Genomic DNA, 26119 nt, shown 5'->3' with positions numbered 1-26119 from the left:
GTTATTTTTTTAAATGCGACTGGATTTCTCTAGCCACAACCAAAACTTCTTCTTCTAATTTTGGATTCGCAACGCGATACATATTCCCAATCCGTTTGAAATTATTATGGTAAGTAACTAGCATTTTATAGATCATTATATGATCTTCTGTCATCCGCTGGGTTAACTCTTTTTCCATTAGTGTACGTCTGCAGAACGCACTTAAAGATATTCCTGCATGTTTGGCTTTGGCGTTTAAAAATTTCTTTTCGTAAACGCTACATCTAAATCTTATTAAGGTTCGTTTCATCTTGTTTAGTTCTTTGCGACCATCGGGAGTAAAGCAAGATTGTGGCTACAGCCACACATCTTGCTTTACGCTCTACTTTAATTCAAGTTTCCGTTTTACAAGCCAATCATTTACGTCGCTAAAACCACTATAAATAATCGATTTATCAATACAATTTGTATTACAATGTTTTTCTAAATACAGAGCTGTTGCTTTTCGTCCTGCTTGATCACGATCCAAATAAAGTTCAATCGTATCATAGTTTTCTAAAATGTTCCAGGTTCTATTTATAAGACTTAAGGAATTCAATACAGCAAAATCTCTTGATGTTTCCAATTCAGGAAATGCGGTTAGAATGGAAAGAAAATCGAACATTCCTTCAGTTACGATTAGAGTATTGTTTCCATTTTTTAAAAGCGTAATATCTTTGGGTGAAGCACAACTTTTAAAATAGGGATTACGTAATTCCCATCCACCTGAAATATTTGCAAAACCGATTGAAAATAAATGTTTTGATCCGAATTGGAAATGCGCTTCTTTACAATACTGTTTTGCCAAGGAGTAGGGGATTTTCCTTTTCTTCAGATATGTAATTAGTGCTCCATGCTGAATCTCTTTTGTTTCTAAAATTTTTAATTTAGAGGACTGATTTTTATTAGTATGGATTGGTGGCCTTATTTCATAATTCACTGTTTTTAATTTGGCTAGGATAAGCAAGGCATCTGCTACAGAAATTTTTAAAATGGCACATACCAAATCAATGATGTTTCCGCCTTTACCTATGCCGTGATCATACCAACGGTTTAATTGTTTTGATACCTTAAATGAGGCGTGGGTTTCTGTACGAAATGGACTAAGAAACCAGGCGTCTTGTTGTCGTTCTCGAGAAGGAAAGTGGCCAAGCATTGCTAAGGCATCCATTATAGATAATGATCGGGCAGTTTCACAGGTAATTTTTTTGTTTTCATAAGGCAATATGTTTTTAGATTTTTTTTGATGAATTGATGACAACCTCTTGAATCTCTATCTATACCTAGAAATATCAAGTCATCAATAATTCATCGTTTCATCATTTTTATATTTTCATTTTTAGTTTTTGTCATCATTCTCTATTTTGATGACCGTTTGATGAGTATTTTGATGACAGCTTAACCCTTGTAAATACTAGGGTTTTACAATCCTGTCATCGTTTCATCAAAATTTTCAAGTAAAAACTCTTTAGTAATGGTAAAATAGCGCCCCTTATTTTCGGTTAAAATCTCAGTACCATCCTGTAAAATCATAAATTTTTGATAGCTGTTAGAGTTCGGCTGATTGGTTAAATTCCAATCGTGTTTCAGTAATCGCCTAAGTTGAGTCAAGTCGGTTTTTACTCGTGTTCTGTTTAAAGCACTTAACGCATCCATTGGACACAATTGAATTTCTTCTAACTCAAACTTTTCTATAATTCCGAACAGAATACTGGCCAATTCCTTTTCTACACGATTTCTATTATTTTGAACCAATCTTAAAAGAGCAGGAGTTTTTATTTGTCTTGGCGTGAACCACATGCGAGTGATATTTTGAGATTCTAGTTCTCTAGTATTTAGGAAATTTAGAAAGGCTGGTATTTCTTCAATAAGACCTTCTAGTAAATCAATACGTTCCTTTTTAATAACAGGAATTTTTAAAACCCAGAATCGGGTTTCATTGGCATCGATCTTTATAAAGTTGGTTTCATTATTACTACATAATATGAACTTTCCAAAAAACTCGACTTCACGTTTGTCTTTACCTTTGGCTTCCAACTTATTTATATTTGTAGTACTTAAATATTTAATACGCTCTGTTAATTCTTCTTTATTGAATAGCACTTCATCTATACAAATCAATAATTTGTTTGCCCAATCTGCATTAAACTGGCTGCTAAAACTATCGTTAGTTAAATAAGTTAGATTGTTTTCAAAGATGGCTTTCATCCATTTTAAAAAGGTACTTTTTCCAGTAACACGTTCTTTGGAGACTAAACATAAAATGGGTAAGATTTGAACAGGTTTTTGATATAGGAGCTGCAGATAATCTAAGCCTAAAGAAAAATGATTTCCAAAAATATGTTTCAGAAAATCGAGTGTCTCACTACAATCACCAACTTTTGGAGCATTACTTAAAGGCGAATAGGTGTTATAGAAACCTAAATATTCTGGTTTAAAATCGATATGGTTTGGAATACAAGTAAAACCATCATATTTAGAGATTTTACTTAAATAATTCTTTCCGTGATCTTGTTTTATGGTTTCCATATTCCAATGCACAAGAAATTCATTGAAATGACCAGCAATAGTGGGTGCTTTAACCATCTTGTAATAGGAAGTACCCACACGAACATATGGTATCTTTATCATGATAAGAGATATTTGGCCTAAAGTATTTTAAGCGTGAATAATAGTTTTATGAACCAGAAATTACTTTAGTTTACGTTTAAGTGCGTATTCTAGCGCTTGTTCGTGAATATCCTGTTTAGACTTTCGTTTATTTTGAAGTAACCACTTTACGATTTTATCCTTTTCGAAGAAAATCATCTTACCATTGGGTTTTGAGTGTGGAATTCTTCTAGATGCTGTTAATTTATATAAATAGCTTCTAGATATGCCTGTATAGTCACAGGTTTCATCGAAGGTTAACACCTCCTTATGTCCTGCTAATAATTTCTCTAAACGAGCTAATCGTTCTAATATTAAAATATTGTCCATTTTCTTTGTTTTAAAAATTAATAAAATGAACAAGAGCGCACTTGTTTTCTCTTATGAGATTATTGAAATAAAGGTATAAAACAAGCAAATAAAGGAGGTTCGTTAAGAAAATTAGTTCTTAACAAATTGCTGATTTTTAATCAACTATGGTAAAAACCGGTATATATAGGTATATATAATTAGAGGAAATTTTATTTGATATTATATGTGGGTTTTTACCATTAAAAATATTTAGAGAAATATGATGAAAAAAAGTTATTAACAACGAAATCAGTATTTTAGGGTTAAAATTTAAATAAAATCGACCGGATTTCTTCTAGAAATGATAAACACAACTCTAGAACTCTACATTAAATTCAGGAATTAGGTTTGAAGCTTCTTTCATTTTTTGATCTACAATTTTTGCATAAATAGCTGTAGTTCTAATTTCTCTATGCCCCAAACGTTTAGATACTGTATAAATGTCAGCTCCATTTTCTAATAATAAAACGGCATTTGTATGCCTTGCACTATGAAAAGTAATATGCTTAGAAATTCCTGATCGATTGCACCATCTCACTATCTCATTATTGTAAACAGCTGAATACTTAAGACCTACAAATACTCTAGTGTTAGGAGAACACCGGTTTCCTAACAATCCTCGAGCTTGTTTCGAGATATATAGATATTCAACGCTATCTGTTTTCTTTTGTCTAAAATTAATTCGGCTCGTATCATCCTCGTCACGTACTTCAGACCAGGTCATGGCATTGATGTCTGACCATCTTAAACCGGACAGACAAGAAAATAGAAAAGCCCTTTTTAACACTTCATATTTACACTTTGTGCTGACTAGACTTTGTACTTCTTGGAATGTAAGATATTCTCTTTGACTTTCTGCTTGCTCGAATGACTTTACTTTAGCGGAATAATTAATAGTTAGATAACCTTCTTCAAAAGCTGCTCTTAAAGAAGCTTTAAATTTATTGAAGTATGAATATTTAGAATTCAGGGCTAACGGTAAATCACTTTTAGTGTGCGCTTTCGTGTGAAAGTATTTACGAACATTGTTCACAAATTTTTCATCTATATCATCAAAAACCGTATTTGCTGAAATACAGCGTTCCAAATGAATGAATGTAGCAGTCCAATTTCCATAATTTTTTGGACTGGAATTACTACATTAGACTAGACACTAAGTTGAGAGAATTTGTTTTCTAGTTATTAATTTAGCAATTATGAGAAGTAAACCGAAACATTACACATTAGAGTTTAAGCAAAAGGCAGTAGAATTAAGTTATGCCAAAGACAATGTAAAGCAAGTCTGTGAAGACTTGGACATATTTCCATCTGTGCTTTATCGTTGGCGTAAAGAGTTAAAAGATTACGGTAAAAACAGTTTTCCTGGTCGGGGTAAGCCTAAAATGACAGATGAAGAGAAAGAGATAGATCGTTTAAAAAAGGCTTTAAAAGAAGCCGAATTAGAGCGTGATATCTTAAAAAAGGCGATTGGCATCTTCTCCGTGAGCGACAAGAAAAATACAGGTTTATAAAACAACACCTATTAAAATTTCCTGTTGAGGCGATGTGCAAAGTATTAAAGGTAAGCAAAAGCGGTTATTATCACTGGTTACAATCAGGACCAAGTAAGTTGTGGATAGAAAACCAAAAGATAAGCTCGCTTGTTAGAAGCATATTTGAGAAGAGTTTTCAAAGCTATGGTTCTCCAAGGATAAAATCAGAATTGGAGGCATTAGGCTATAAGGTGTCTAAACCTAGAGTAGCCCGTATTATGAGCGCTAATTATTTGTTTGCTAAACGAAAACGTAAATTTAAAACAACCACAGATAGTAATCATAATTATCCAATAGCTCCTAATTTGCTTAACCAATGCTTTGATGTTAATCGAGAAAAACAAGTTTGGGTAAGTGACCTCACTTATATTCAAACCAAACAAGGTTGGCTGTATCTTACGGTTATTATCGATTTATTTAATAGAAAAGTGGTTGGATGGTCTTTAAGCAAAGATCTTACTACAGATAACACTATTGTAAGAGCTTGGAACATGGCTATTAAAAACACAACCTTGCAAGAACCTCTAATTTTTCATTCTGATAGAGGTGTACAATATGCAAGCCAAAAGTTTACCTCTATTATTAAAAGCTATGAAGGGTTAGTCAAGCAATCTATGAGTCGCAAAGGAAACTGTTGGGATAACGCTGTGGCAGAATCCTTTTTTAAATCATTAAAAGTAGAATGGGTATATAGACACAACTATAAACTAAGGTCCGAAGCTGAGTTATCTATCTTCGAATGGATAGAAACATGGTATAATAATAGACGAAGACATTCCTTTTTAGGAAACAGAAGTATTAGAGAATTTGAATTAGATATGTATAATCATGAACTAGCAGCATAGTCATTCAACTAATTGTCCAGTTTTTTGTTGCAAGTCCATTGAGGATTTAATAATTGTATGTAACAATTCTCCATACATCTTGTTATTGCCATCAATACCCAAGTTGCTGCATATTTTTCTCTACGTTGTTCAGGTGTTATTTGGTCGAATAAATCATTTAATAAATAATTATCTGCTTCATCTTCATTGGCTTTATTTTCAAAAAAGTATCTAAACCAAAACACATAACAGACCAAGCTTCAATTCCTCTACAAGATGCATAATAAATTGAACGAACTGATAAAGAACCTGGAACTGGTAGTTCACGTTTATCTACATTTCCTGTTGAGTTCCAAAAATAAATTTCAGGTAATTTCTCTTTGGCCTTTGATACTAATGACCAATTCACTCTTTTATTCGTAGAGTCGTTAACAATATTATTATACTCATTAACTCTGACAGAAGATGTTAAGCTGATTTCTTCATTTCCTGTATTACTATTTGTACTTGTGTCAGCTGGCTTTAATAATAAAAGTGATTCATAAGAAGTACAACCTTGTCTTTCCCCAATCTTATGCAGTTCGTCTAATGCAGTAACTTGTTCATCAACATTATTAGTATTTGATATATAAATATGGCCGTGGTCTTCCGTCTCTAAAGGCTCTATGTTTAAATCTATATTATACCATTCTGCAATATGATTTGCTAATGCTGCAATGGCAGGCTTCATACGATAGGACTTACTCGGTTTTGGATAGATGTGATAATCAATTTTTTTACCTTGAGAAATATGCCAATCGCAAAGTTCTGAATATCTAATTAATTGTTCTTTATCACCATTAGCAATTACACAATTATTACTGCCAAACAAATTGAAAAATATATCACGTTCATAAGGATGACAATCTTGTGCCTCATCAATATATGCAATTCTTCCTGCTCTAAAACCACTAATACTTTTTTTATAGCGTGTCTTTAACTTTTCGAAATCTATTTTACCACTTCTATCTTTATCCAGAATTTTAGGATTTAAATCCAATGTAATATGAAGTAAATCATACTTGCTTTCAACATCCAAATCTTTTAAAAACCCATCTAAATCTGAAGTGGCTTGACGTATACGTTTTAACACTTCGGCATAATCTTTTAGAAATATATTTGAACTTTCAAGATTAGCTAATTTGTCAATTTTGTCATCCCTAAATTGTTTAAACAATCTTGCTGTTTCTTGTTGATTGGGTAAATACCTAAGTTTTTCAATATATTGTATAAAGAGTATTGCTTCTCTCTTAATGCCTTGGTTTACCTGCCAATTATTTTGAACACGCATCTTTAGCCAAGATAAACTTGTGTCAGTTGGTTTTCTTTCTCTATTAAAAAACGATTCTATTTCAATCCATCTATTATCTAATATTGCGGTGAGTTCTTTAATACGAGCTTCTGTCATTAGCAAAAGAACTCCTAATTTTTTAGCAACATTATAGAAATAACCGTGAATTGTATATGTTGTCGTTGATGCCTTTTTTACATCATCACTCTGGCGATTACTAAAACTTTTGACTTGACTTGTTATATCAAAAACTAATAAATGGTTGTAAGTAAGAAATACTCCTTTTCTGCCTTTGAGGCTATTTTTTAGCATCCATTTTAATAACTCAGATGTTTTTCCTGTTCCTGCTTTTCCTTTTACCTCAACTAATTTAATACCAATAATACTGTTGGATTCATCCTGTTTGACTCCAAACTTACGTTGTATTCTGTCAATTTTCTTTTTAGTAATAAAACCTTCCTTACTGTCTTTTGAAGCTTGCTCAAATATTTGCTTAATATGGTATTCAAAAAGATAATCATTGCTTTGCCAATTTCTATATCCTGGCCATTTATAATAGTAGTTCTTACTGATTACAGCTTCAATTGAGTCGTAGGTTAGTTCTTTTCCTACATAAACATCATTGTCAATAACAATCGAATTTTTATTCTTTATCCATATTAATGGATGTATTGTAATATAGTTTCTTTCTAAGCCACACTTATCAGCTAAGTAATTTGTAAGACCCCATTTAATCTTTGAGGCATCCTCTTGAAATGAAAAGAATTGGTTTTCAATTTCTATAGTATTCCCTTGATAATCTATTTCCCTATTTTCAAACTCATCAATTACTGAAACGGCTATTATTTGATTTTTCAAGTATAACCAACCATCATCTCCTTTTATGCGATAGTAGTTATTATGAATATCTGGAATTTTAATAAGAATGATAAAATCTAATGATGTTTGTGCCGTAACTGCAACTGGAAATCTGTTTAAAACAATAAGTTCTGCTTGATGACAAGTAGGCTCTAATTTAGTTTCTAAACTATTTATCAGTTTATCATAATCAAGGTGATTATTAGTTCCGTTAATTTTATATACTTTTAAATCCATAGCTACGTCTTACAAAAACCAAAGGTTATCTTTTCCAAATTCGGGTATTTCGTTACCGTCAAAGTGTGGAAGCATTTCTGCAACCATTTCAGGGTATTTAATGGTAACTGGTAAATTCTGTTGGCGTACCGATTTCCAATACATTCTACTAAATTGATATACTTGGTCTATGAGTTCTCTTACTGTTTTAAAATCATCAACCAATTCTTTTTGAGTGCAGTAGATTTTTAGTTTTATCGGGAATGGGTAGCCATCGTGAAAATTGAAACCGTTATTGCTGTACCTTGTGTTGTTGAACAATAGAAACTTGTTGTAACCGATATTGATGTATGTTCCGCTTAATGGCATTAAGTCCTTCCAGTTTAAATCGAACGCAACAATATCAGAAGTTTCTGTTTTGTTGATAGATACAATGAATACCGGAATGCTTAATCCTAAACGTTTCAAACCATTTTCAATTGGTTCTAATTCTGCTCTACCCATTGTCTTGTAGAAATGAATTACCAAGCGTTTTATTTCAGGATTTAGTGCTGCATATTCTTTAACGGCTCTTATGATAGAACCCGCCAATTCTTTTGTTTGGTCTTGTTGGAAACATTCAAAACGGTTAAATCTTCCGTTGTTAGAAAAACTGAATGCACTTCCTATGTATTTAATATCGAAATCAGGGTTTTTAAACGCCCCTACACCAATAACCAATTCTTTCTTTATCGTGTTATCCAAACGCCAAGGAATACCGTTTAATTTGGCTAATATGGCTATAGCAATGTTGGGTAAGCTAAAGTAATATTTGTCGTTGGTCATTACTTTTTCAGCATCTATCACCTGAGAGGAAATTCCTTTTTTAAGTAGCAACTCTTTAAGTCTGTAATAAATCTTTCTCCTGGACTTATCAGGTGAGTTTTTAGAAAACGGACTGATGTAAATGGCTATGTATTGAATATCGGGTTCAAAGTACTTTTCTGTTACCTTATGGTAGATTTCAGACCAAGGATTTTCTTTATCCTCAAACATTATACTAAAGCCTTTTTCAGTATGATAAGGCGTATGAATGAATTTTGATAAGCCACCAAATCCTCTTTCCGTACCTTTAAAGAAGCCGTCCATTTTCTTAGCCACTTGATAATCATCTTTATGAAAAATGAAAAAGAAATGAATATTGGAAGTATCGCTAAAATCAAAAGGGCCGTGATTTTTCATACCGTTCATTGGAACAATGTCGGTATTACCTTCTCCAAACAATAATTGATTGCTATTGCTTTTAACTCTCCCCATTTTGATTTCCTCTACTGGTATAAAACCATTGGAATTGATAGGGATAAGTTTTTTAAAATCTTCGGTATTTAGATAGGTATTATAAAATAAGTCGATAGCATCTTTGAACTTTTTGTATTTGTTGGATTTATCGGGTGCTTCTGTAGTTTCTCCTAAAGCATCACGCGTATTGAAGTTCCATACAGGAAACACTTGGTCGTAAGCTCTTTTACCTGTATTTGGCAATTCATCAAACCGATACAGACCATTATCAAAGATTACCCAATTAAACGCTGTTGGTGAAACGGACTCTTGTAATACTTCTACTGATTGTTTATAGACTTTGGAAATACCTTCATAGGTTACGAGTAACTCCAGTTGTTTGGTTACTGTCTTGAATTGTACTTTTAGTGAATAGCGGTCGAATAAATTAAATTGACCTGTTCTATCTGATTTTTTACTTGGTAGCCAAATTTCTGTATCGCTGATAAAATTAGGTTTGACCAAAAAGCCCTGAGCTTTGAAATATTCGTGTATTAAGTAATTGTAATATCGTTTTAATATGGAAACCGATAAAGCCGAATTATGTATAAAGTATGAACGTTCTCCTCCGTTTTCATCTTCTTTAATCTCATAGCGTGGATTTACCGCTTTGGTTACTAGATAAAAACCTTCTACTTCTTTTGTGAATGATGTGTAATAATGCTCCTGTTCCCCAAACTCCTCAATAACCTCATCAGGTACAATCCTATAATTTACTCTTGTAAGAGATTCATCTTCTACGTTAGTAAAGTAGAGTGTTAGTTCTTCCTGCGGATGGTTAAAGGTTAGGATGTTGAAACAGTGATTTTGCATTGGTTTAGTTGGTTTTATCGGTTCATATTACATCTATTAATGATCTTGAAATTTTTATTAAAACAAAGATTTACCATATTTCTTCAACCAATTGGCCTGTTCATCATAAGTTGGACTTATAGTAGAGAGCTTAAGCCAAAATGCGTGGGAGTGTTTCAAAATAACCGTATGACAAAGCTCGTGTAAGATAACGTAGTCGATTACCTCAACCGGAGCTTTAATTAAACGCCAATTCAATGAAATGTTCTTATCTTTTGAACAATTACCCCACTTATTAAAAGAGTCTCGAATAAATAGTTTGTTAAATTTAAAATTGTGTTTTTTAGCCAAGAAATCTATCCTTTTTGATAGGTAATTTTTGGCCTCTTTACGATACCACTTTTCTAAATTGTTTTTAGGTTTTGGGTGTGGCTCTCCCAAATACAAAATATTAGCAGGTGGAATGTGGATAGACAACATTTCTTCTTCCTGAAATACTGCCAGTTTCTCTTTAATCCAATTTGCTTTTTGTTCGATTAGCCTTTCAATTTCATCATCAGAAAAACTATTAGGAATAATTAATTTTACCTCCTGCTTTTCGTTCACATTAATTCTGGCGTGACGAACTGGTTTTCTTTCAATTATGTATCCCTGTGGAATGGTCATTATAATTTATACTGGTTTACCATATGTTCTAAAAATTGCTCTACCAAGGCATCGTCATCACATAGTTCTAATGATTCAAATTCATCTGAACAAAGCCAAAATTCAATATGATTCTTGATCGACTTCTTTTCTCTCTCGCTATCAGCCCAACCTACATAGCGTTTTTCTCTAATTATATTACCAAGTTTCATCGCTAATGCTTTTGCAGTTTCTTCTTCGAGACTTTCACCAAACTTGTTTTTCATTTCCTGATAGAAATAGAACTCACCCATATCTGTAAAGCCCATCTTTTCAGGTAAGCTTTCGGTTTCTTCTACTTCAGTAAAGAGTTTTTCTAAATCTTTAAGAGTATCCTCTATCTTTTTAGACTTGTTTTGTTTTTGTTTAATGATCTCTTCTAAACGTTTAAGGAAGTCTACATAAATAGGGTTTGCTACTTCACTTTGACGGATTACCGTTTCGATATCACGTATAATTTTCTCAGCCTTATCATCTGGATTAAGTTTAGAGCCATTCAGTACATCAATGTAGCTGCTGTCAATCTTAACTTCTGGCAAGTGACCTTTAAAGCCTAAAATTTCAGTGGCTTCATTTACTAACTGTCTTGTTTTAGCTGCATAAAACTCTGCATCAAAATCTAAACGTTTGTATTCTGATAAGTAAACTTGATATATAGCAATCAACCACCTGTATTGATCTCGATAAGGCACTAATAACGCACTTGGTGAAATGGCTTCATATAATTGATAAACTGCTCTAAATTCTTTTTCAAACTCGGTATGGTCTATTTCAGATAACCTTCTAACAATTGCTATGGAACACTCATAGGTATCCTGAAGCGTTATATCATCGAAGTGTCCCATTGCTTTATCAATAGCTTTAGGAAAATCTTTGAATAGAGCTTCTTCATCTTTAAAAGTTCCAACATCTGTAGGGTCGTAACTCAAAGCTTTATTGAGGTCTATACCAATATAATCTACAATGCGTCCATTATTTTTACTTACTCCAGAAACTTTATCGTCATAGGGTCTATTAGTACGTGCGATGGCCTGTAATAAGGTGTGTTCCTTTAAAGGACTATCTAAATACATTGTCTGCTCAATAGGAGCATCGAAGCCCGTAAGAAGCATATTGCAAACAATTAAAATTTTAAGATTATTTCCATTGCGCAATTCTTCAGGAGTTATACGCTTTTTAAATTTCTTAATTACCTTTTTTAATTCACCTTCATTTAAATAGTGGTCTTTAAAAAGTTTATACCGCTCTTCACTTTCCTTCGCAGTTTTTGAAAACACAACTTGAACTTCAGAAGGGTCGAAACCATTCTTTAGCAGTTCGTTGTAGTACAAAACACAAGCCTCTTTATCTATACCAACCAACTGAGCTTTAAACCCATTAGGCTCAACCTTTTCTCTGAAATCTTTGGTAATATCTTTGGCTATTTCAGCTATACGTTCGGGTTTCTTTATAATTGTTTTCCAAGGTCTTACTCTGCGTTGTACCTCTTGCTTCTCATCATCTTCTAAGCTTTCTGTGAGTTCATCCCAACCTTTTTTCAGAGTGTCTTTATCTACTTGTAATTCTGTAGGACCATAGGTGTAAATGATTTCTCTTGTCGCTCCATCATCAATAGCATCTTGAATGCTATATCGGTCTAAATATTTTTCTACTTCGGTAGTACTTATTTTACCAAATTCCTTTATCGTTTTTGGAATTGGTGTTCCTGTAAACGCGTAGCGACCTGCATTAGGAAGCGCTGCCTTAAGCTCGGAATGAAAATCACCATATTGTGTACGGTGTGCTTCGTCAATTAGGACAAATACATTTTCACGTGGGTCAGTAACGCCATCCAGTTCGCGGAACTTTTGGATGTTAGTGATAATTACTTCACTGGTCTGAGACTTTATTTTATGTTTTAATTGCCCTGCATTTATGGGCTTAAAGGTATTTGGAAAGTCGGATTCTTCGAAAGTGTCACCAATTTGCTCCCTAAGGTCTTTTCTATCTACAATGATGTAAACAACCGGATCTCCTAAGTTTTTATGGTGGCGTAATTTATAGGATGTAAAGAGAATGGTTAATGATTTACCAGAACCTTGTGTATGCCAAATCACACCTTGTTTAAAATCTCCTTTTTCAGCTCTACGTACAATTTTATTTGCTGCTCTGTACTGTTGGTAACGTGCTATTTTTTTAACTAAGCCTGATTCTGGAGAACGCTCAAATACCATAAAGTTTTGAAGCATATCCAAAATACGTTCAGGTTGTAATAAGCTGCATACCGAACGTCTCATTTGCTCGTAAGCAGGAATGTCCATATCCAACAAACCCGTATCGGCATTCTGTACCGTTGTAATGACCTTATTTTTTATGGCCGGGTTATTTTCAGGTGATTCTACACTTAAATCTTTCCATTCAAAAAAGTAGGATGCCGAAGCTCCCAATACTCCATATTTAGAGAACTTCCCATTGGCAGCAATACCAAAAAAGTTTGAAATAAAGAGTTTAGGCACTTTACTTTCGTACAGGCTTAAATCTTGAATACCTTTAAAATAATTAGAATTGGATTTGGCTCTTTGTTTGGCTTCTACGCAAATGATAGGAATACCATTTATCAATAAAGCGATATCGGGTTTAACCAGCTCAAACCCTTGTACCCAATATTGGCGTGTTACTATAAAATCGTTGTTCCAGGGCTTTTTAAAATCGATAATACGAATGGTTTTATCTTCTTCTCCAATTCTAACATTTACCCCTTTTACCAGACGTTCTAAAAACAGCTCGTTAGCTTCTAAGGCATTGGGATTGTTGAAATGTTGCGTAAGAATAGGCAATACTCTTGCAGCATCTGCTTTAGAAATGCTGTTGATCTGGGCAATCTTATCAATTAAAATCTCATCGATAATGGGGTTTGCCAAAGGACGTTTGTAACGTTTTAAAAAATCGTTGTCTCTATATGTCCAACCTAAATCGCTTATCCATTTAGACATTGGGACCTCAACTGCTGGTATTTCTGAAAAGCCTGCCATATTCTTTATAGTATTCGTTTATTAATTGTTCTTATTATTTCCATAGTGGTTCGTTTTGCCAATTTTTAGGGAAGCCCATTTTATACAAAGGTGTGTTAGGGAATTGTTGAAACAAGTCTAACAGCTCATCTTTTATATGATGCCCTGGACTAATTCTGTTATTCATATATAGAATAGCTGATACCAGTGGAAATATTTTTCTTCTTTGGTATTGGTTAGGTGTATAGCTTAAAAGCGGATCTTTAGTACTTTTAGGCCAATCGTATTTATTGATGATTACCCGATTCCATAATCGACCGTGATGCGCAATTATGTTTCTTATATACGTAGTACTTAACAACCAACTGGCTAAATACTTTTGATTATTTAGACCAAATTCTGTAGCGATTTTAGCCTTTTCGGGTAGTTGGTGATTTAAGTTCTGATATAGTTTAGAAAGTGAACCTAAAGTTAGAATTTCTAAAGCCTTCCAAGATTCTGGATTTTCTGTAACGTGATTGTCGTAATGCTTAATAATGAACTCTTCACTGCTATTAGCAAGGTCTCTGGTTAATTTACTCTTAAACCCTAAATGATTTTTATACTTCTCAAAATATTGGGTTTCATTATGCCAATGCGGACCATAGGCTAAAGACATATGGTAGATTAGCTTTGTACGTAAGGCTATTTCTATACGCTCTATGGCATTGAACACAATAAGACGGAAGTGCCTATCGAAATTATAGAGGTCTATAATATCTTCGAAATAATTGTTGGGATGGAACTTATGATTGACCTTATCGGACTGCATTTCCCACCAATAGCCTTTAAGGCGGTAATAGCTTATATTACCTAAAAAGTGAGGGGCATCTGCCACGTTATGAAACAGCATTCCTCTGTCTTGGAGGAGTTGTATTTGCTCTTGTATGGTTTTAGCCGGTTTTGCCATTAATACGCAGTGTTAGGGATTAATGCATACGGCTTAGTAAAAAAGAAAAAACCTCCCGAACGTGCCTGGTAGCCAAGCGAAGGAGGTGTACTGTATGTTAGGGATTGCCCTAAAAAAAAGAAGACCCACTTGCTGTTCTTACGGGAAGCAGAATGGGTACTGTTACTGCAAATGTACAAACATTTAAACCACAATACAAAGTTTTTTAACAAATTACCGTTACTTATTAACAATTTTAAGATATAAACAACATTTATAACTTCCTGAAAATGAACATTTAATACGTTTTTAAATGCCATAAAAAAATGCATAAAACCAGAATACCCAAAACTTTTGGTTATGCTCATTATTGATTTGTTCTTTCGTAAGTTGCAGGTTCTGCTCATGTCCTAAATTGTTTTAATTCTTATTAGCCATACTGAATTAATCTAATCCTTTAATTTTTTCTTGAGGATGGATTCTTACTTTACCAGTCAGTAGGTTTTGCATAAGTGACTTTTTCAAAGATTCAAAATGTTTAATTGATACTTGTTTTTTAACAATACAATCATCTATTGTAATTAAATTTTCCCCGATTAATTTTTGTTCATTAAAACTATTTGGCTTGATTAGTTTAAATTTTGATAAATCAGACTTATTAATTTGAGGCGTAGCTGTTACTCCTGCAATTGATTTAATTCTAGGACTATTAAACATAGTTTGATAATAAACGAATAAAAAATAATTGTCTTTGTCTGGTATTATTGAATTGATTTGTTGATTACTACAACACAATTCTGTTGTAATAGCTATTTTTCCAATGGTTGAACCAATTGAAATGAAGCAAACTGAATCTTTGGGAATTGAATTGGAAAATTTAAGACCTTGCTTAGTAACATACCTTTCAGTATCTAATATGTAAACAGAATTATCAACATCCCCAGGAGTAACAAATGGAATATCTTTACTAATTGAAAAATTTTTTTCATCTACCGTGGGAGGTGTTTTACCAGTTTTTACTTGACCAAATGAACCTATATTTGATACTATCCATCCCTTAGGCACTTTCCCAAACTTTTCATCGAGGTAAAACTCATCTTCTGTACGCCAAGAACCATCGGGTTTCATTTTACCGGTAAGCAGGTTTTGCATTAGTGAGGTTTTTAACTTCTCTAATTTGGCAATGCTGTTTTTGGTGGCTTGTATGGTTTTGTCTACTGTGGAAAGCGCATTAGCAATTTGGGTTTGTTCTGTTGGCGAGGGCAAACAAAATTTAAACTTACCAAATGTTGACTTATTTATTTGAGGTACAGCCGTAATTCCTGCAATAGATTCAATTCTTTTTGCGCTATACTCCACTAAATAATAAACATAATCTAAATCAAAATCATCAAATACTTCAATGCTATTAATTTGCTGATTAGTAAAAGACTTTTCTTTTACAATTCCAATTTTGCCAATATATCCAATACACGCTACACATATTGAATTTTCTTTAATAGTATTTGAGTGAGCAGAACCTTGCTTTGATAAACCTCTTGAAGTTTTTAGAATGTACTTTCCTTGATCTAAATCTTCTGGAGTTACAAACATATAATCACTTCCAAAATTCTTTTCATTATCCGTTGGAGGAGTTTTTCCTGTTATAATATTTCCAATATCCTTCAAACGAAATTCATTCCAGTCCAATGGAAAATCTCCGTATTTGGTTATTTTTATTTCCATTGGTATTAATTCAAGATTTCAAGTAATTGGTTTAATTCAGCTTCTGCTTGCTTTTCGGCATCTAAAGCCGTATTAAGCTCTTTTTTGGCTTCGGCAATAGGAATTTCAGGTTCAGGCTCTACGGTATCGATATATCGCGGTAGGTTTAGGTTGAACTCGTTTTCAATTAACTCTTCCATATCTACCAAAGCAAAGTATTTTCTGCGCAGTACAGGGTCGGCAAATACCCCTAACATTTCCTGGCTCACCACCTGTATGGCTACTTTTTCGCGTTCTGCATCTGCTTTAGCTTCGGCAATGTCATTGTCTTTTTGGTCAATGATACCTTGAAGCTTTTCTATACGGTTTTCTATCTTGGTAATATTGGCTTTAGTAAAAGCAGCTTTGTTCCCCGCTTTAAGTTTGGTTTTAATAATTTGCTCTGCACCAAACAGAATTTCTATTTCGCCTTTTTCGTTTACCGGAATACTTGTTTTGCGTTGGTCTTTTAAACTTAGCTCCAACTTCCCTTTGTGAATGTTGGCATTTAGTATCGTACCGTCTTTTAAGGTAAGTTCTACGTTGGCATTGTTAGCTTCCAGATAGCTTTTGGTTTGTAAAAGTTCAGATTCCAGACCTGACAATTCGGTTTCCTCATCGATGTACTTTTCGTTGATTTCTAAAAGTTTGAAATCAAGATTATCATCTACCAAAGCGAATAAACGCTGCTCTTGAGAAGGGATAATAGCCTTGGCACGTTCTATATCACCATAACTAAGTAACTGTACCAAAAGACGCATGACGTCTTGCGGACGTAGCACGTTCTGGTCGGGCTCTGATTTGTACCAACCTTCTTTAGCACCCCAAACCATAAGGATTTTGTCTTTACGCTCTACAGGCTTGTTTTTGTTAAAAAAGATAATCGCCCCTGGAATAGTATTGCCATAGAATACATTTTCAGGTAAGGCTACAATAGCATCGATGATGTTTTTGTTTTCCTCTCCTATACCTTCAATAAAACCTCTACGGATTAGGTAGTCGTCATCTGCCTTACGGTTTTGACCATCTTCTTCTTCAGTTTTTTCAGGTTGTCCTTTAAATAATACACCATTAGGACAAACCACGCCTGCCATACCATCAGGCTCTAAAGAAGCAATGATGTGTTGTAGGAAAGCGAAATCGCCATTGGTAAAGTTTGGTGTACCAAACAATAAACGATTGTAAGGGTCTGCATAGGTGTCTTTAGACGGGTAATCGTATTTAGGAGACCCATCTTTATTTAAAACAGCCTTTCCTTTTTATCTTTTTTAGGCGTACCATTACCTGCCCAGTTTTCTACAGAGAATGGGAAATTAGCCAAAACAACATCGAAGGTTTCAATTTCGCTGTCATTCTTTTTAAACTTAGGGTTTTGGATGGTATCACCCTGACGGATTTCGCCCTCTAAACCGTGTAAAAGTAAGTTCATGGTAGCAATTGCCCAGGTGTTCCAAATGGTTTCCTGACCATACAGGCGTAAGCCTTTTAATTCGCCTTGACTTTCCCTAACGTAATCGGCAGCTTTGATTAAGAAACCTCCCGAACCGCAGGTTGGGTCATATACACGCATCCCATTATTAGGAGAAATGTAACGCACCATTAATTCTACCACTTCTGGTGGGGTATAAAATTGCCCCGCTACTGTACCGCCTTTGTTTTCATCGGCAAAACGCTTGATAAGATATTCGTAGGCATGACCTAAAATATCTAAAGGCACATTGGCATTAGAAAGATCCATAGGGTCTAAATGGTTGATTAATTCCTGTAAAATTTTAGGATCTAATCTTTTTCCACCAGAACCATCGGGAGCTGCTGCATTCCAATTTACGGTATTGATAATTCCTTTTAGTTTAGGGTTGGCATCTGCAATGGCTTTAACCGCATTATCCAGTTTTTCGTTTTTATCATCTAAAGGAGCATCTGCTACATCTTTCCAAAAGTGACCTTCAGGGATATAAAATAAATGGGCATTTTTTAATGCCTTTTCTTTTTGTTTTGCATTAAGCTCTGTACCATATTCCGATTCGAGCTCCTGAACCTTTTGTTTTTCTTCCCACGGATAGTTATCGGAAAGACGTTTGTAGAATAATAAGGTTAGAATATATGATTTGTAATCTTCTACTTTACCATAGAGAATGTCTGCCATTCCCCATAAAAAATTACCTAATTGCTGTTTTGTTATCATTTAATTATTTACGGTTTAACTTGTTAAGTGCTTCTTCCAAAGCCTCTTTGAAGAGCGGGTATTCCTGATTCTCTTCGATTAATTTATCACTCAAAATATCGACCTGTAAGCCTTCGTAATCCAAATTAAACAGATTAGCTACGGTAGGTATCATTTCGATATTGCCTTTACGGTCTCCTTTCTCAATCTTACTAAGGGTGGACTGGTCTAAATCTAAGTTAGCCGCAATCTTTCTAAGTGGTAAATTATTAGCCTCCCTGTACTCCTTAATAATTGCTCCTAATTTTTTACTCCAATTGTCTGACATAATATTTTGGACAAGTTTGTCAAACAAATATAATGAAATAAATTTAATATGAAAATAGCATTTCAGGAAGTTGAGGAAACCGGGGAAACTAAGGATAATTAATCCTTAATTTCCTCAACATCCTTAATTTCCTCAATAGAGAGGTTTGTATAGGTGTCCTGTTGCTCACGGTGAATGAGGTTGGACTTTATAAAACCAGTGATATAGCCTTCGGCTGTTTTTGCAGGAATGTTTAGTTTTTTAGCCACTTCTAAATACTTCTGACGGTTAAAGTTTCGTGGTAAAGCGTATAGGAATTTCTCTTTACGGTTCATTCGGGTAGGTTTGGCTTCTTCTTGTGGAAGCTCACCAAATACTTTACTGGAATGTTTTACCAATACTTTAATCATAGCCAATGCGGTTTGAAAATCCCTTTCCTCACAAATGAGTTTATTAGAGGTGTCTCCTGTTTCCAATATCCTTAACGCTGAAAAGAGCATACAGAAACGGAATGCAATTAGCCCTAATCTTCTAATGGTAGCCATATAGTCCATCCCTTGAAGATTGAGGTATTTTACTTGTATCTCGCTAAAAAACTGATTGAATTGCTCTTGTTGGTCTGCGGTTAAGTAAAACTGAAAATCGCCATTAGTTTTGAGCAACTTATACAGTTCGTAGAACTGGTTGCCTAAATTCTCAAAGTAATCATCCAATCCGTTATCAGTAGTGCTTGCAAATACGTTTTTCCAAACAGGCTTTACATTCATAAAGTAGAAAATAAAGCGGCTGAATAAGCCGTTTTCTGCACTTGGTATTAAAGCCGAAACTTGTTTTGGCGTACCTGAAAGGACGGTCGATAGACAAGGACTTTCAATATCTACAAACTCACGGTCGGTTCTACGGTAATAGGAAATGGTTTCGTGGTGGAATGCTTTTCTGAAACCATCACTATAATTTCCGTAATCACTTTTAAAGGCGTGTGCCAAAGTATCTCCTTCGGTTTCAAAAATTAGCCCTTTACCATCACTATCACCCAATAATTGGTATGCACCTGTTGAACTATTGTTTGCAGGAATAAAGAGCATTTTTTCAGGTGGTTTGGCTGGTTTTTCAACCCCTTCAACTTTGCCTTTATTGGCGTTGTACTCCGCCATTTCCAACTCAAAATGTTGCTTATGCAATTTGGCTTCTTCTCGTAATTCCTTGTGAATAGGATTTACTAATTGACGACAATGCACCAAACGTCCTTTTCCTGCGGATGCTTGTGCCGTAATAAATAGAAATAGATTACAGAATACTTTCTTACCGTCATAAATACCGTAGAGTTTTGGGAAACACGCACTAATAGCCGCTAATGACCCTAAGAGCAAAATATCTCTTTCTTCATCTGATGTAGCTACATCAACCACTTGTTGTAAGTATTCGGGAAGCTCAGGATATAAGGATTTAGGGAATGTTGGCATTATTTCCTTAATCGGTTCTTCTTCCTGGTATTCTTGTACTGGTGTAGCCTTTGTTGATTTGTGATTACTACTTTTAGCGTTATACTGTTCATTGGATTGTGTTAAAATAGAAACGCCTGCTTGTTTGGCAAGAAAGAAAAAGGTTTTCAATGAAACACCTTGACCTTTTGACTTTAGGCAATTATCAAATTGCTTATCACATTCTTTAGTGTTGTAACCTGAATAATATTGGCTTACTCTATGGAATAGGCTTCTTCCAGACTCTCCAAATTCATCAGCAAAAGCGAAACCGATATTTATCCAATCGTTGTAATTTGGAGCAATATCAATATGATTAGCTTCTATATTCTGAATGACTTTTTCAACTTCTGAATTATCGTCTGTAACTGTTTGGTAGTTCTGTTCTGTATGTTGCTGTTGTTGGTTTGAATTATCCATCCATTCCAACGGATTAAATGTTTTCTTTTCCATCATCTATAAATATTTTGGATTGATAAATACATTGGGGTCGTGAGGTAAAAAACAGGCTCTTGAAATGTCTTTACCTGAACCATCTACTTCCAAGCTGTATGTGTGCTGGATGTAATTGGCAACCGCCTTGAAATAATCTTGATGTTTGACTTTGGTTAATTCAATAGGAATAACCCATTTTAAACCATCACCCGAAGGCGATGTAAAAAGAAGTTCTGTTTCAAAGTATTCATCTTTGAGTAGTTCTTCTCTTAGTGTGGAAATATTACTGATATGGTCAAAGTCAATCGTTAGAAGTCCTGAATGCTTTTTGAGGTGTTTATCATTTCGTTTTGAAAATGCACCTGAGAAGGTGACATAATCGAAATTAAACGCCTTATATTTTCGGGCTTTCTTTACATCTTGAATATTGCGTAGTGTACTTGTACACGTAGCAAATTCATTGCCTTGGATGAGGTTGTAAACCTCTATCAAGCTTATCTCTTTTGTAGGTGTTACATTGGTGACAGGCTTTTTGTAATAGCTGAATACTGGTGGTTTTGGTTTTATAATTTCGGGTTCAGGTTCTGTAAATATTACTTCCTCCTGATTGTAAAAACCGTTTTTCTGACCAATACGCAAATGCAATTCTTCATTTAGCTTATCCAGTAATTCCTGACCAGAAAGCTTAAAATGAAGTGCTGCAAAATCAAATACATTGCCGTCTGCAATAGCTTCTTCGCTATCGGTATGCACCGCACAATTATCTACTACCTTAACCCATAATGTAGGCTTGCCTGCATTAAATGGGTTTTTAGTGGGGTTACAGTCCCTTCCCGAAAGGGAAAGAACTGTTTCGCCCGGATAGTACTGTCTTAACACATAGGCATAAATATTTAGGCCGTAATGTGTTTTGCTTAATATGGCTTCCCTATTTACATCCATCACACTTGAAGTTTGGATTGTAATAGTTAGCCTGTAAAAGCTCCTCAATATCAGCTACCTTGTAGTAAAACTTTCCGCTTATTTTACTGTAAGGAATTGTGCCGTTGGTTCGGAATGTTTGCAAAGTGCGTGGACTAATGTGTAGCATCTGCATTACATCCTGATTGTCTACCCACGCATTTTTTAGGTATTCAACCTTTGTTGCATTAAGCAATTCAATACGTGTTCTTAGGTCTCTAACTTCCTGAGAGAGTGCCACCAATAAATCGATTATTTCAGTCATAGCTTTACCCTCCCTTTTTTGATTAGATAATCAGCTGCTCGCTGTTCGACTTCATCAGTAGTGGCATTGCGGTTACGCAATAACCATTGGTCTAATTCCTCACGGTTGAAATAGAGTTTCTTACCGTTGGGTTTGTAATGTGGAATGCTTCCCGCACTTGTGAGTTTATACAAGTGAGATTGCGATAATTCCAAGTACTGACAAGCTTCATTGAAGTTGAGTACATTCTTTAGTATTAGATTTTGGTCTAATACGTGTTTCTCGATAATTTCAAGTCTTTTTAAAATCTCTTCCATCTTATTATGGGTTTGAAAATTTGTAAAAGACTTCAGGCCTAAAGTCATATTCGAAGTCCGAATACAGTGCTAAAGTAGATTGACTTTAAGGCTGTTATGGGGTGCAGAAACAAGGTGCAGTGTAGAGTGCAGAGTGCAGAGTGGGAAAACAAAAGCAAAAACCCTTATCGGATTAGAATAAGGGCTAAATAAAAACTGAAAAAGAATAGGAAGTGTAAAGTGCAGAGTAACCTATTTTAAAAGGTTTACGGCATTATCTATTTTATCACCTGTAAGATTTGGGCGTTTTAATGACCTGAATTTTGAACGGTCAAACGATTCTCCGTTTTCATCTACAAAGCAAATACAGGTAACTTGCCATTGCTTTTGTTTTAAGTCAGATACCAATTTTAAATCTTTGTGAATGCGTTTTACGAAGTAAAAAAGCTCGCTAATATTTCCAGTCCAAGTAACAGGTGTATTGATTTCAGTTCCTGAGAATACTTTTTTAAAAGTTGCCAATGGAGTATCAGCACTAATAAAATTGTTAAGCTTTAAACTATCCCATAAATCTACAAGCTTATCAGGATTGGTATTATACTCATTATAAAAGAATGAATGGAACTGAATGGGTTTTGATGTTTTCTTTGACTTAGGTTTATTGACTGGTTCTGGAGCAACCTCAATAACTTGTAGTTTTCTGATAGGTAGTTTTTCGGGAATTGGCTCGTTTAATAGTTGAGTATAAAAGTCCTCCACAATAAATTCATCATCTACCCAATCTTTGAAAGCCTCCTGAACCTCCAAGTACAATTGCATATAAGCAAGTTTGAGTAGCTGCATTATATAGGTGTTGGCTTTATGTGCCAAGTCTAATTGGTGAGAAGTGTTTTTAGGATTAGCGTATGCAAGTGCAAAATCCTTTTCCTTTAGAAGATTACCAAGGTCTTTCAACCGTGTTTTTAATCGCTTATTGAGTGTGTCATTAAGATAGTAACGGATTAGGTTCTCGTTTCTATCTTCATCAATGGTTTGATACAAAGTATCAAAATCAGATTTAACCGTATTTAGAATAAGCCTTGAATAGTATTTTGTTTTATTGTCAAATGGTCTGTAAAATTCGATTTCAAACTGTAAAGGTTGTTGAGGTGTGTATTCTTTTAAACCTCTAAATTTTGAAGCAAATACATCATCCATACTATTTTGAGCAAGCCAAGGTCTTAACTCATAATCAAGGATTTTATCTAAGGTGTTATTTTGCTTACTCATAAATCCAGTTTAATTCTGTTAGCGGCTTCTTTCTTTTGTTGGTCGATTACCTTAGCATAAATCTGAGTGGTTTTCAATTCTCTATGACCAAGTAATTTTGAAACCGTATAGATGTCTGTTCCTGCGGAAAGCTGTAATGTAGCGTAGGTGTGTCTCGCACAATGGAAGGTTATGGTTTTAGAAATTCCTGCTCTCATCATCCATTGCTGCAACTTTAAGTTGTGCCAAGCTGAATAACGCAATCCTTTAAATACTCTTTCGTCCTTATCCTGACGTTCACCGAGCAAGCCGAAGGCTTGTTCTGAAATAGGAAGGGTTTCCGCTCCTTTAGTTTTCTTTTGTCTGAAACGGATGTAGTAGCCCATTTCATTTGAATGTTGAACTTCTGACCAAAGTAACTTATTTACATCTGACCAACGCAATCCGGTAAGACAAGAAAATATGAATGCTGTTTTCATTAGTGGAATTTCACATTCCGCTTGTACCGCAGCTTGTAATTCTTCAAGAGTTAAAAACTCTCGCTGAGGTTCTCCTTGTTTGAAGGCATCTACACCTTCAGAAGGATTGGTTGGAATGATACCATCTTTAACAGCTTGTTTTAATGCAGCTCTTAATTTGTTGAAATAGGAATACTTTGAATTTTGAGATAAGTTCTGGTTACTCTTTGTTTTGGCATCTTTATCAAGATATTCTTTAAAGCCCTGGACAAACTTTCTGTCAACTTCCGCAAAAGTGATGTCCATAGGAATATAGGATTGTAAATGCTTTAGCATACTATCCCAATTACCGTAATTACCTGAACTGTCTTTTCGCTTATCGGTAAGAAGCTGAACGTAGTTGGTAAAACTGGCTTTTAATTTCTCATTATCACGGAAGCCATAAACACCGTTTTGGATTTCGATTTGTCGCTGTGCCCGAATTGTCCCAGCTAATTGAAGCGTTTTTTTATTGACTTCCTTTTCATCCTTGGTTTTGGCATTAGGGTCTAAATAGAGTTTTAAATACTCTGTTTTACGTTTGCCTTTATGGTAGTAGTCCAAGTATAAACTGGTCTTACCACCTTGATTGCGTTTTCTTAGTGTAACCTTCATATCTCAAAAAAATTTGCAGTTGTTTCTGTAACAGCAAACTTGTTGTTAGCAACAAAATTTGTTTCTATAACAACAAATTAGAAACGAAAGATACGTAAAAAAGGGCAAATTAGCAACAAAGAAAAATAGTTAAATCTTCGTAAACACCAATAAAAGAAGGGTTTAACCAATCAAAGGAAGTGTAATTACTTCCCGATACAAAAGTTAGCAAAAATATTTCCTAAAAGCTCATCATTTGTCACTTGACCCGTAATAACTCCAAAATGATACAAGGCCTCGCGAATATCTATCGCCATTAAATCGCTCGATAAATCGGTGTCTAAACCATGTTGTACTTTCTGGATTTCTTCAAACGCTTTTAATAAGGCGTCGTAGTGGCGGGTGTTAGTTACAATGGTTTCATTATTTCGTAAAGCACCAGTATTTACAAAGTCTAATAATTTAGTTTTTAGTTCTTCGACACCTAAACCAGTTTTAGCAGATAGTAAATGTACTTCGGGAATGGTCGATTGTAATAAAGCGATGGCCTCATTTGAAAGCTGATCGACTTTATTCACGATAATAACCATGGGTTTTAAAGGGTATTTATTTTTTACTTTTTCAATTTCTATCTTACAACCGGCAATAGCCGTTTCTGTTTCTAAAGTAGTACCGTCAAAAAGAAATACAACCACCTGCGATTGTTCTATTTTCTCAAACGTTTTTTTAATACCAAGACCTTCTACCACATCGCTAGTTTCTCGTATTCCAGCTGTATCTATAAAGCGAAAGCCTATACCTCCAATACTCAATTCGTCTTCAATGGTATCTCTGGTGGTTCCTGCAATATCACTAACTATGGCGCGTTCTTCGTTTAAAAGGGCGTTTAATAAGGTAGATTTTCCCACATTTGGTTCACCAACTATGGCTACCGGAATTCCGTTTTTAATCACGTTACCAACAGCAAACGAATCGATTAATCGTTTTAAAACAAACGTAATTCGTTTTATGAGAGCTCTAAATTGTGTGCGATCTGCAAAGGCAACATCTTCTTCTGCAAAGTCTAATTCTAACTCGATTAAAGACGCGAAATTTAAGAGTTCTTCGCGTAGTTTAGCAATTTCTGAAGAGAATCCGCCACGCATTTGTTGCATCGCAATTTGATGACTCGCTGCATTATCACTTGCAATTAAATCGGCTACAGCTTCAGCCTGACTTAAATCTAATTTTCCGTTTAAAAAAGCACGTAAAGTAAATTCACCTGCATCTGCCATGCGGCAACCTTTCCGAAGAAATAATTGAATAATTTCTTGTTGAATGTATTGCGAACCATGACACGATATCTCGATTACATCTTCGCCTGTATACGATTTCGGATCTTTAAAAATAGACACCAACACCTCGTCAATTACACGAGAATCATCAACTATATGGCCTAAATGAATAGTATGCGTAGGCTGCTGCTCTAAAATTTTACCGCTAACCGATTTAAAACTATCGCTAGCTAAAGCAATAGCTTGTTTTCCCGAAAGTCTGATGATGGCAATAGCTCCAGCCCCAGAAGGCGTTGCCAAGGCAATAATGGTGTCGTTATAATTCATGTGGCAAAAGTAAGCATAATCCAGAAACTCTTTTAACTATAGACTTATCAAAATCTTAAC

21 protein-coding genes and 2 pseudogenes are annotated in these 26119 nt (G+C 34.7%); 1 reads left to right on the top strand and 22 read right to left on the bottom strand.

Translation table 11 applies throughout. The features are described from left to right. Position 1: 1 nt before the first annotated feature. From mbpA to A9D35_RS19620, 6 genes and pseudogenes are all read right to left on the bottom strand, one after another. Positions 2–289 (bottom strand): mobilization protein MbpA, encoded by a 288-nt coding sequence (gene mbpA / locus A9D35_RS04455; RefSeq protein WP_066219570.1) that lies wholly within the window; start codon positions 287–289, stop codon positions 2–4. Between the two features lie 72 nt (positions 290–361). Beyond that, a complete protein-coding gene (locus A9D35_RS04450; RefSeq protein ID WP_235817849.1) occupies positions 362–1279 on the bottom strand; it encodes a DUF8464 domain-containing protein in 918 nt (305 codons plus the stop codon). 161 nt (positions 1280–1440) lie between these two features. Then, positions 1441–2649: a primase-helicase family protein gene (locus A9D35_RS04445; protein WP_066219563.1), complete on the bottom strand. Its 1209-nt coding sequence runs from the start codon at positions 2647–2649 to the stop codon at positions 1441–1443. A 60-nt stretch (positions 2650–2709) separates the two neighbouring features. After that, positions 2710–2997 (bottom strand): helix-turn-helix transcriptional regulator, encoded by a 288-nt coding sequence (locus tag A9D35_RS04440; protein WP_066219561.1) that lies wholly within the window; start codon positions 2995–2997, stop codon positions 2710–2712. A 337-nt stretch (positions 2998–3334) separates the two neighbouring features. Continuing rightward, positions 3335–3913 (bottom strand): site-specific integrase, encoded by a 579-nt coding sequence (locus A9D35_RS04435; RefSeq protein ID WP_369692196.1) that lies wholly within the window; start codon positions 3911–3913, stop codon positions 3335–3337. Then, positions 3908–4141 (bottom strand): annotated as a pseudogene (locus A9D35_RS19620) (phage integrase SAM-like domain-containing protein); the annotation flags it as partial. The gene A9D35_RS04435 and the pseudogene A9D35_RS19620, both read right to left, overlap by 6 nt. A gap of 73 nt (positions 4142–4214) precedes the next feature. On the opposite strand from A9D35_RS19620, the gene A9D35_RS04425 reads away from it, so the two are divergent. Next, a protein-coding gene (locus tag A9D35_RS04425) for an IS3 family transposase (protein ID WP_141675471.1) occupies positions 4215–5395 on the top strand; the annotation gives its coding sequence in 2 pieces (ribosomal slippage) (positions 4215–4470 and positions 4470–5395; 1182 coding nt in all). A gap of 157 nt (positions 5396–5552) precedes the next feature. Here A9D35_RS04425 and A9D35_RS04420 read toward each other — a convergent pair. From A9D35_RS04420 to mnmE, 16 genes and pseudogenes are all read right to left on the bottom strand, one after another. Next, positions 5553–7799 (bottom strand): AAA family ATPase, encoded by a 2247-nt coding sequence (locus tag A9D35_RS04420; protein ID WP_066219552.1) that lies wholly within the window; start codon positions 7797–7799, stop codon positions 5553–5555. Positions 7800–7808: 9 nt separating this feature from the next. Then, complete coding sequence (locus A9D35_RS04415; protein WP_066219549.1) at positions 7809–9908, bottom strand: Piwi domain-containing protein; 2100 nt, start codon at positions 9906–9908, stop codon at positions 7809–7811. A gap of 57 nt (positions 9909–9965) precedes the next feature. After that, positions 9966–10553, bottom strand: a complete 588-nt coding sequence (locus tag A9D35_RS04410) for a M48 family metallopeptidase (protein ID WP_066219546.1) — start codon at positions 10551–10553, stop codon at positions 9966–9968. Then, positions 10553–13582 (bottom strand): type I restriction endonuclease subunit R, encoded by a 3030-nt coding sequence (locus tag A9D35_RS04405; RefSeq protein ID WP_066219543.1) that lies wholly within the window; start codon positions 13580–13582, stop codon positions 10553–10555. The genes A9D35_RS04410 and A9D35_RS04405 overlap by 1 nt, the downstream gene beginning before the upstream one ends. A gap of 34 nt (positions 13583–13616) precedes the next feature. Further along, positions 13617–14510, bottom strand: a complete 894-nt coding sequence (locus A9D35_RS04400; protein WP_066219541.1) for an Abi family protein — start codon at positions 14508–14510, stop codon at positions 13617–13619. Between the two features lie 423 nt (positions 14511–14933). After that, the gene (locus A9D35_RS04390) at positions 14934–16214 is read right to left on the bottom strand and encodes a restriction endonuclease subunit S (RefSeq protein ID WP_066219535.1); all 1281 of its coding nucleotides are present in this window, start codon (positions 16212–16214) and stop codon (positions 14934–14936) included. A gap of 5 nt (positions 16215–16219) precedes the next feature. Then, positions 16220–17428: pseudogene (locus tag A9D35_RS19400) on the bottom strand (N-6 DNA methylase); the annotation flags it as partial. 44 nt (positions 17429–17472) lie between these two features. Further along, a complete protein-coding gene (locus A9D35_RS19395; protein ID WP_066219530.1) occupies positions 17473–18417 on the bottom strand; it encodes a class I SAM-dependent DNA methyltransferase in 945 nt (314 codons plus the stop codon). A 4-nt stretch (positions 18418–18421) separates the two neighbouring features. After that, entirely contained in the window at positions 18422–18724 is a 303-nt protein-coding gene (locus tag A9D35_RS04375; RefSeq protein ID WP_083191765.1) for a helix-turn-helix domain-containing protein, read from the bottom strand. Positions 18725–18822: 98 nt separating this feature from the next. After that, entirely contained in the window at positions 18823–20640 is a 1818-nt protein-coding gene (locus A9D35_RS04370) for a DUF3987 domain-containing protein (protein WP_218017721.1), read from the bottom strand. Further along, complete coding sequence (locus tag A9D35_RS18305; protein ID WP_083191604.1) at positions 20641–21561, bottom strand: BT4734/BF3469 family protein; 921 nt, start codon at positions 21559–21561, stop codon at positions 20641–20643. Then, a complete protein-coding gene (locus A9D35_RS04360) occupies positions 21548–21844 on the bottom strand; it encodes a helix-turn-helix domain-containing protein (protein ID WP_066219527.1) in 297 nt (98 codons plus the stop codon). The genes A9D35_RS18305 and A9D35_RS04360 overlap by 14 nt, the downstream gene beginning before the upstream one ends. Then, positions 21841–22140 (bottom strand): helix-turn-helix domain-containing protein, encoded by a 300-nt coding sequence (locus tag A9D35_RS04355; protein ID WP_066219525.1) that lies wholly within the window; start codon positions 22138–22140, stop codon positions 21841–21843. Before A9D35_RS04355 ends, A9D35_RS04360 begins: the two co-directional genes overlap by 4 nt. A gap of 231 nt (positions 22141–22371) precedes the next feature. After that, positions 22372–23388 carry a hypothetical protein gene (locus A9D35_RS04350; protein WP_066219522.1) on the bottom strand — a complete coding sequence of 339 codons (1017 nt, stop codon included), beginning with the start codon at positions 23386–23388 and terminating at the stop codon, positions 22372–22374. Further along, positions 23385–24479: a site-specific integrase gene (locus A9D35_RS04345; RefSeq protein ID WP_066219519.1), complete on the bottom strand. Its 1095-nt coding sequence runs from the start codon at positions 24477–24479 to the stop codon at positions 23385–23387. The genes A9D35_RS04350 and A9D35_RS04345 overlap by 4 nt, the downstream gene beginning before the upstream one ends. A 185-nt stretch (positions 24480–24664) precedes the next feature. Beyond that, the gene (gene mnmE, locus A9D35_RS04340; protein ID WP_066219517.1) at positions 24665–26059 is read right to left on the bottom strand and encodes a tRNA uridine-5-carboxymethylaminomethyl(34) synthesis GTPase MnmE; all 1395 of its coding nucleotides are present in this window, start codon (positions 26057–26059) and stop codon (positions 24665–24667) included. Positions 26060–26119: the final 60 nt, after the last annotated feature.

The organism is Formosa haliotis, assembly GCF_001685485.1.
Lineage (GTDB): Bacteria > Bacteroidota > Bacteroidia > Flavobacteriales > Flavobacteriaceae > Formosa > Formosa haliotis.
This window is presented reverse-complemented; position numbering and strand designations above follow the sequence as displayed.